Here is a 7,597-nt window from a genome sequence, read left to right as displayed (position 1 = left end):
GCAAAATTAATCAATCTATGTTTAAGCACCTGTATTCATTTGTCAATAAAATCTCTGCCATAAGAAGTCATAATAACTATTTTTTCATTATTACTTTTTGATGATTTTTAGGAATCCATAAAAAACAAGGTGAGTAATCAGATGTATTGCAACTGTTTTATTTTCAGGTTTATTCATTTGTTTAAAAATTAAGACTTTTAATAAATTAATATATTTGAGTTTAAATCCTGATGCATCTACATTGTTTTTAAAATAAGATAAGGTTGAAAAAGTATACAGAGTAGAAGTAGAATACTTTTTAGGATTTAGATTTAATATGCTGTCAAAAATTTGTTTATTACCTGGTGATTGTCAAAAATCTTGCATCTTATTTATCTAATTTATCCTTATTTTCTTTTAAAATACCATAAAAAATCTTCGGTGGTACACATTCGCCGATAATATGTCTAATATTTGAATCACTTACATCATCAGGTAAAACAAAATCATCAGGTAAACCTGTTAAAAGTAAAATTTCTTTGATAGTTAAAACTCTTGCATCGCTATAAAAACCATCTTTATATCTACCTGGATGTACATTGTTTTGTGAAGAAATTGAACCATTTGCCATTGTTATAGTCGGAGCAGGTTTATCTCATGAAATTCTTTTATATGTTGTAGAATAACCTTTGATTCGTTCTCCATTTTTCTTGACAGGAAAATACTTTTCGTTAAAATGGGCGCTTTTTCCACTTGGTGTATGTTTCATTCATTCAATGTGTCTGTCATTGTGAACGGAAGCATTGTGATATTTTATATCACTTCTTTGACCTGATTCTAGGCTTGGTAGGTGTCTGATTACTTCTTCTACAGTCTTTATCTTTGTGGGGTGTGGTATTTGTATATCTAGGTTGCTAATGATAATTACAGCACGTTTACGGTCTTGTGCAGTGTCAAAATCTTTGGAATTTAATTTATAAAAATCGATGTGTTGATATAAACTACTTAATTCGTTTTTTAAATATTCTTTGATATTTATAAACTTGTTATTTATCATTATCTTAGTTGTATACATCTGAATTACATTTTCAATAATAATAAGTTTAGGTTTTGTTTGTTTGATAAAATCTACAACATATGTAATCAATAGATTTCTAGGATCATCTATCTTTCGTCTTCCGGCTAGTGACATCCCTTGACAAGGAGGTGTAGCAATTAAAATTTGATTATTAAGTTGTTTGTGTCTTAAAACCAATGAATCAAAGACATTTTTATCACTTATATCACCGATTATCATTTTTGAATTTGGATATAAAAAATCGTGTATATATGCTCTTTTAGCTATCAATTCATTAGATAAGGTAACATCAAAACCAATGTTTTTTAATAAATATGTTCCAATCCCAGCGGAAGCGAATAAAGATGTAATTCCTATTTTCTTCATATATACTTTCTAGATTTTCATCATTTGATTAAAATAATCTTCATTTATAACTTTTATCCCTAAATCATAGGCTTTTTGTAGTTTTGAACCAGCATTTTCTCCAGCGAGTAAAAAGTTAGTATTCTTCGAAATGCTTGATACCACTTTACCACCATTTTTGATAATTTCATCTTTGAAAAAATCTCTGGATTTGCTTAAGGTTCCTGTAATTACAAAATTTTTCCCTTTTAATAAATCAGATGTTTTAATATCATCGTTGATATATTCAAAAATACTATCAAGTCGATGCATTTCTTCAAGAATATTAGGGTTTTTTATAAAACTTTTGATGCTATCAATTATTACTTGACCGATTGTGTTTATTTGTAACAAAGAATCAAGATTTATTGTTGTCAAATCAGTTAATTTAGTTAATTTTACTGCAATTAATGCTGCAGCAGTTTTACCGACATTTGGGATACCGAGTGCAAAGAGAGCATTTGCTAGTTTAATAGACTTTGATTTATCAATTGAACTTAAAATATTATCAATTTTTTTATATTCTTTGTTTTTACTCTTAGAATTACCAAAAGAAGGAAGATTAATGATATCATTTTTATACTTATTTAGCATATATATAGAAGAAAAAGTATTAATATATCCTTTTTGATAAAATAGCTTAATAATTTCATTTCCTAAGGATTCAATATTAACACACTGCTTTGAACAAAAATGAATCAAAGCACGTATTTTTTGTTCTGGACAGTGTTGATTAATACAAAATTGATCAACTAATGAATCATTTTGATGTAGTAGCTGATTACAAGAAGGACATTTTGTGACTTTTTTAAAAATACCATCAGAATTTTTATGAACTAATGCAATAACCTTTGGAATAATTTCACCTGATTTTATTACTAAAACATCATCGTTGATGTTAATATTCATATCTTTTATATATTCATAATTATGCAAGGTAGCATTTGATACTCAGGTTTGGTTTAATTCAACCTTGTCTTTGAAATTTGCAACATAGGTAATTTTCCCGGTTCTTCCTACGGTTGCAATAATTTCTTTGATTTTAGCAACTTTTTCTTCTGTTTCGTATTTATAAGCGATAGCATATTTTGGAAATTTAGAAGTTCTACCAAGCGAATCTCAATATTTTAAGTTATTTAACTTTATAACAAATCCGTCGCAATCATATTCAAAGGAATTTTTGATCTCTTTGAATTCTTTGATGAAATTTCATATTTCATCAAAGTCTGCAGATGTCTTATTATGCTTGCTGGTGGGTAAATTCAGTTGATTTAGAAAATTTACCACATCGCTTTGTAAATTAATATTATGTAGTATTGGGTCTGTTATATCATATAAAATAATTGATAATCCACGTTCTTTAACAATATTTTTATCTAGCAGTTTTAAAGTTCCGGCAGCAGCATTGCGTGGATTAGCTAGAAGTTTTTTATTATCAGTTTCCAGTTTTTTATTTAGTTGGTTAAAACGAGTTTTAGATAAATATACTTCACCTCTTATTTCAATTGGTTTTAGATAATTAATTTGTTTAGGTAAGTTTTCAATTTGAAAAACATTTTCTGTTACATCATCGCCTTCAATCCCGTTTCCACGAGTTAAAGCCTGAATCAGTCTACCATCTACATATTTCAAAGAAATAGATAATCCATCAATTTTAGGTTCGCAATTAAATGAAATATCAGAACTTATTTGTTGCTTAATATCATTTAAAAATTTAAAAACATCTTCTTTTGAGTATGCCTTATTCAAAGAAAGCATCGGTTTTTGGTGGATTACTTTAGCGAATTTCTCGTTGTTTCAAGCACCTAATTTTAAAGTTGGTGAATTAGGTAGGATCAGATCTGAAAAAGTCTCTTCTAATGCTTGTAAGCGCTTATATTCGCTATCATATTCAGAATCCGAAACACTTGGAGCATCAAGCATATAATATTCTCAGTCTCATTGATTAATTTTTTCAACTAATTGCTGAATTTGGTGTTTAACTTCTAAATTTTTATCTTTCATTAAATAATTATACAAAACATTTTTATACACTTATTTTATTTATAGTAAAATTTAAATAAAGGAGTTTAAATGAAATATACAATGACAAGCATCTTGGTTGATAAAAACCAATGAATTAATTACCAAAATGAAGCACTAAACTATCTAAATACTACCAAAAAAGGTAAAGTTTCGCAACAAGATATTTTATCATATGCTTCACGTGGTGTTATTTTGCTTGAAAAACAAAAAATATTTACAGATGTACTTAAAGATCGTGAATCTAATAAAGTTGCATTTATGCCTATTGCTGAAAACATTCACATGAATGTGGATTCAATTTCATTTGATTTGAAAACTTATTATTTAGAAAATTATCTAGATGACTTGACTTTAGATTTTAAACCAACCAATGATTTTGTTTTATCTGACACAGATGAAAAAATAAATAATTTTGTCGATGATTATGTTAAAAACCAATCACCACGTAAGTTCCGTACCACAGATGATATTGAACCTAATGATCATGTTATTTTAGATGCTTTTGATCCTATTTCAAAACGCAGACAACGTTTTGAATTATTAGCAAAAGCAGAAAAAGACAACACATTAGAAAGTAAGTTAGTTGGAATGAAACCTAAATCAACATTTGATTTTGATTTAGAAACAACTAAATTACAAATTACCATTATTGATGTTTTCTATTACCTTGATGAAAAATTAAATGATGACAATGTAAAAGAAATGCAGATACCGGGTGTTTTCGATCTTAAATCATTAAAAGATTTTATTTTTTATACTACAAAAGAAGAAGTGGTTACTAATTCATTATTTACTTATGGAATGAACATTTATAAGGAAATAAAGAAATTTAATAAACCGATTGATTTTCCACAAGATTTAATTCAAAGTGATATCGATGGATTTAACTTCGATGAAAAATTCGAAGGTGATAAGGTTGCAATAGTTAAAGAAACATTAACTGACTTCTTTTGATTAAATGTTATTTCTAAAAAGTATGATATTTTTATCTCAAATGAAGAAATTAAAGAAGAAATCGCAAAAGTAAAAGCATCACTTAATCCTGTTATGGATGAACAAATTGATCCTCGTCGTATTTCTGATGCGATTTTAATGCAAAAACTAGGGACAATTTTCTTGAAAAAGTATCATTCTGATACATATATAGAAATCGAAAAATATTTAAGGTTTAAATAGAAAGGATGTTATGTTGAGAGATTGCTTAGCAAAACTATTTAGTAGAAAATCAAAAAAAACAAAATATGAAGTTAAAACAGAAGAAATAAATCAACCAGCAAATGATGTGATTCATAGTCCAATAAAAGGAAAATTTGTAAACCTTTCTGATGCTAAAGACCCAGTTTTTGTTAGTGGTGCTTTAGGTGATGGATTCGCAGTTGAATTTGATCATGATTCTGGTGTCGTTCCTGTGTTTTCACCAGTTGAAGGTGTAGTAGAAATGTTATTTGCTACCAAGCATGCTGTAACAATTAAAGCAAATAACAATGCATTAGTTTTCGTTCATATTGGAATTGATACCGTCAAACTTGATGGACAAGGGTTTGAAAGTGTAGTTAAACAAGGTGATAAAGTTAAAGTTGGCGAAGTGCTAGTTAATGTGGATTTAGATTTAGTGCATTCAAAAGGTTATACTTCCGATGTTCATGTAACTGTTTTACCTGAAAGTAATTATAAAGCAGTTAAATTCTTAGCAGATCGAAGCACAAGTGATACAGTTGTATTATCTGAACCAATTGCCGAGGTGGAATTAAACAAATAAAAATGTTGCTGAAATTATATTTCAGCAACTTTTATTCACTAAATATAAGATAAATTATATAATTATGTTATGAATGAAATTAATTTAAAACGAAAAGAATCACAAGTGCATCAATTGATTGCTGATATTCTTGAACATAATATAAGTAATGTAAATATTATTAATCCAACTGTAATGGATGTGAGATTATCATCTGATTTATCAGATTTAAAGGTGTATGTAAATTTTGAATCTAATACAAAAAAAGGACTTATTGCATTAAATAATGCTGCTGGTTATGTTCGTAAGATGTTAGCAAAATCTTTGGACTGACGAAAGGTTCCTACAGTTAGATTCTTTATTGATGATGTTTCTGAAAAAGGAGCAAGAATTGATGAGATACTAAGAAATATAGAAAAAGAAAAACAATAAAAAGTGATTAATTATTTTCAAAAACCCACTTTGCGGGTTTTGTTTTTACTCTTAGAGTTTTTATTACTTTCTTATGATGCTACATTTTCATAAAGTTCATTTTGTTTATATTTTAACACAGAACTTAATATTCTTATAATATCTGTGTTATGTTCTTTTGATAAATTAGCAAAAAGCAAAATAATGTGTATAAATAAGTCTGTATATCTTTTTCTATCTATGACATAATTAATAACAGAAGTTTTGGATATGGTTTTACCTATAATTGGCTCATTGTTTATTACAAAATTTTTTGCTGATAAATTTAAAAACAACATCGCTTGTGTTCCAATTGCTTTCTGTTTATAATCAATTTTAATTTCTATGAAGTCATTATCAATGTATTCACTAATAAAACTAGGTTTTATTACATCAACGGTTTGAAAACTAATAGGCAAAATGATTTTAGGATTTTCAACCCTTTGTTTTCTTGTTATTTTATATTCATCTTCAATGTATGTTTTAATTGATTCGACTTTATTTAATAAATTTGTCAAAAATTCTAAATCGATAAATCCTTTATTCAACCCTCAATAAAATATATCAGATAATTCAAAAATATATTTATTTTCATCCTTGTTATTTTTAAAAGCAAGTTTATAAAGAGAAGGTTTGCTGTAAAAGTCTTCTACTTTTTTATCATATCCAATTTGTATTTCTAAAAAATCTTTATCAGTAATTACTTGTGATGCAGAAGGTTTTATTTCACCTTGTTCAAAATGTTTCTCTCTCTTTTTAAATCTATATTTTCCAGAAGGTGATATATTGGTGAAATTTCAAATTAATTTATCGGTATATATTGATAAAATAGAATTATTTTCTGATAGTTCTTTTTTAAAAAACAAATCTATTTCTTGGTAGATGCTTTGTTCACCCTTAGTATCTATGTTTTTTCATATTTCTTTATTAACAATTGGCGAAAAATTACCTAAAAAGTAAAACTCATTTTTATTTTGAGAATATCAAGCTTTTAATATTTGTAGATATTTGAAGATTTTTAAGGCAGTTTGTCCTTTAACTCTAATAGATTGAGCATTTTCCTGATCTAAAAACCCTTTATTAATTACTAACTGATTCATATCTCTTAGAGTGCTAAAATGAGCATAATTACCTGTAATTGACTTGTCTTTATATTTTGTATGCACATCTTCTATATATAAAAACTGATTTAGACAGAATTTATAATTTGAGTTATGAACCGAAAAAGTAAAGGTTTTTATCTCATCGAAACTCATCCCTTTTGAATCCTTTTTATAAAGAGCTATTATAATAGGAAATTGTGTATTTTTGGATGTATCATTGAACAAATTTGATGAAATTATTATCCCATCTGTAAGAACATAATTATTTTTAAATTGACCTAGTTGATTAAAATTAGATTTTTTAATCAAATAAGACAACGGATGCAAAACACAAATATATTCAGCATCCAAATGCTTAAACATCTTTAAAAAAGAAATTCCCATATCTCGTGCTTTAAATGTATCATTTATTAGCATACTTCCTTTTTGGTTTTTCATATAAAAAGATGTTCAGTTGTTATATGGCGGATTCCCTACAATTAATAATTTTTTATCATTTGTACATATATCACTTCTTTTCAAATCATTCAATGAATTTTTATTTAATGTCTTAAGAATTTTATAGTTATCTTTAACATAATCATAATAGTATTTGTCGATGTCAACATAAATAAATTTATCTGCAACTTCATCTGTGATGAAATCGCCATTTCCACCAGATGTATCAGCAACAAAATCAAATTCAACTTTATTTCTTTTAATCATTTTTCAAGCTATATCAACAACAGCTTTTGGGGTAAAAAATTGTCCTAACTTAATTTTTTTATTCATAATATCCTTTATAAATTGTTTTACATATCTAAAAATTACTTATTTATATACATTTTATTAAAAAACCTC

General features: G+C 26.8%; 7 protein-coding genes. 3 read left to right on the top strand and 4 right to left on the bottom strand.

The window, feature by feature from the left end; genetic code table 4:
* Nucleotides 1-90 precede the first annotated feature (90 nt).
* Genes ACXYRN_RS03140 through ligA form a run of 3 tightly spaced genes read right to left on the bottom strand, consistent with a single transcriptional unit; the run spans nucleotide 91 to nucleotide 3,445 of the window.
* Entirely contained in the window at nucleotides 91-366 is a 276-nt protein-coding gene (locus ACXYRN_RS03140) for a hypothetical protein (protein WP_458607639.1), read from the bottom strand.
* Between the two features lies 1 nt (nucleotide 367).
* On the bottom strand, nucleotides 368-1,423 hold the full coding sequence (locus tag ACXYRN_RS03135) for a DNA cytosine methyltransferase (protein ID WP_458607638.1): 1,056 nt from the start codon (nucleotides 1,421-1,423) through the stop codon (nucleotides 368-370).
* A 9-nt stretch (nucleotides 1,424-1,432) separates the two neighbouring features.
* Nucleotides 1,433-3,445, bottom strand: a complete 2,013-nt coding sequence (gene ligA, locus ACXYRN_RS03130) for an NAD-dependent DNA ligase LigA (RefSeq protein ID WP_458607637.1) — start codon at nucleotides 3,443-3,445, stop codon at nucleotides 1,433-1,435.
* A gap of 69 nt (nucleotides 3,446-3,514) precedes the next feature.
* Here ligA and ACXYRN_RS03125 point away from each other — a divergent pair, with 69 nt between their 5' ends.
* The 3 genes from ACXYRN_RS03125 to rbfA all read left to right on the top strand — a co-directional run bounded on the left by ACXYRN_RS03125 (nucleotide 3,515) and on the right by rbfA (nucleotide 5,636).
* Nucleotides 3,515-4,642, top strand: a complete 1,128-nt coding sequence (locus tag ACXYRN_RS03125; RefSeq protein WP_458607636.1) for a trigger factor-related chaperone — start codon at nucleotides 3,515-3,517, stop codon at nucleotides 4,640-4,642.
* Nucleotides 4,643-4,652: 10 nt separating this feature from the next.
* Nucleotides 4,653-5,225 (top strand): PTS sugar transporter subunit IIA, encoded by a 573-nt coding sequence (locus tag ACXYRN_RS03120; RefSeq protein ID WP_458607635.1) that lies wholly within the window; start codon nucleotides 4,653-4,655, stop codon nucleotides 5,223-5,225.
* Nucleotides 5,226-5,294: 69 nt separating this feature from the next.
* A complete protein-coding gene (gene rbfA, locus ACXYRN_RS03115; RefSeq protein WP_435129844.1) occupies nucleotides 5,295-5,636 on the top strand; it encodes a 30S ribosome-binding factor RbfA in 342 nt (113 codons plus the stop codon).
* A gap of 71 nt (nucleotides 5,637-5,707) precedes the next feature.
* Here rbfA and ACXYRN_RS03110 read toward each other — a convergent pair whose 3' ends face one another.
* Nucleotides 5,708-7,528, bottom strand: a complete 1,821-nt coding sequence (locus tag ACXYRN_RS03110) for a R.Pab1 family restriction endonuclease (RefSeq protein WP_458607634.1) — start codon at nucleotides 7,526-7,528, stop codon at nucleotides 5,708-5,710.
* Nucleotides 7,529-7,597: the final 69 nt, after the last annotated feature.

The organism is Mycoplasma sp. 4423 (genome assembly GCF_054353855.1).
The sequence above is the reverse complement of the archived record's forward strand: the minus strand, read 5'-3'. Positions and strand labels throughout refer to the sequence as shown.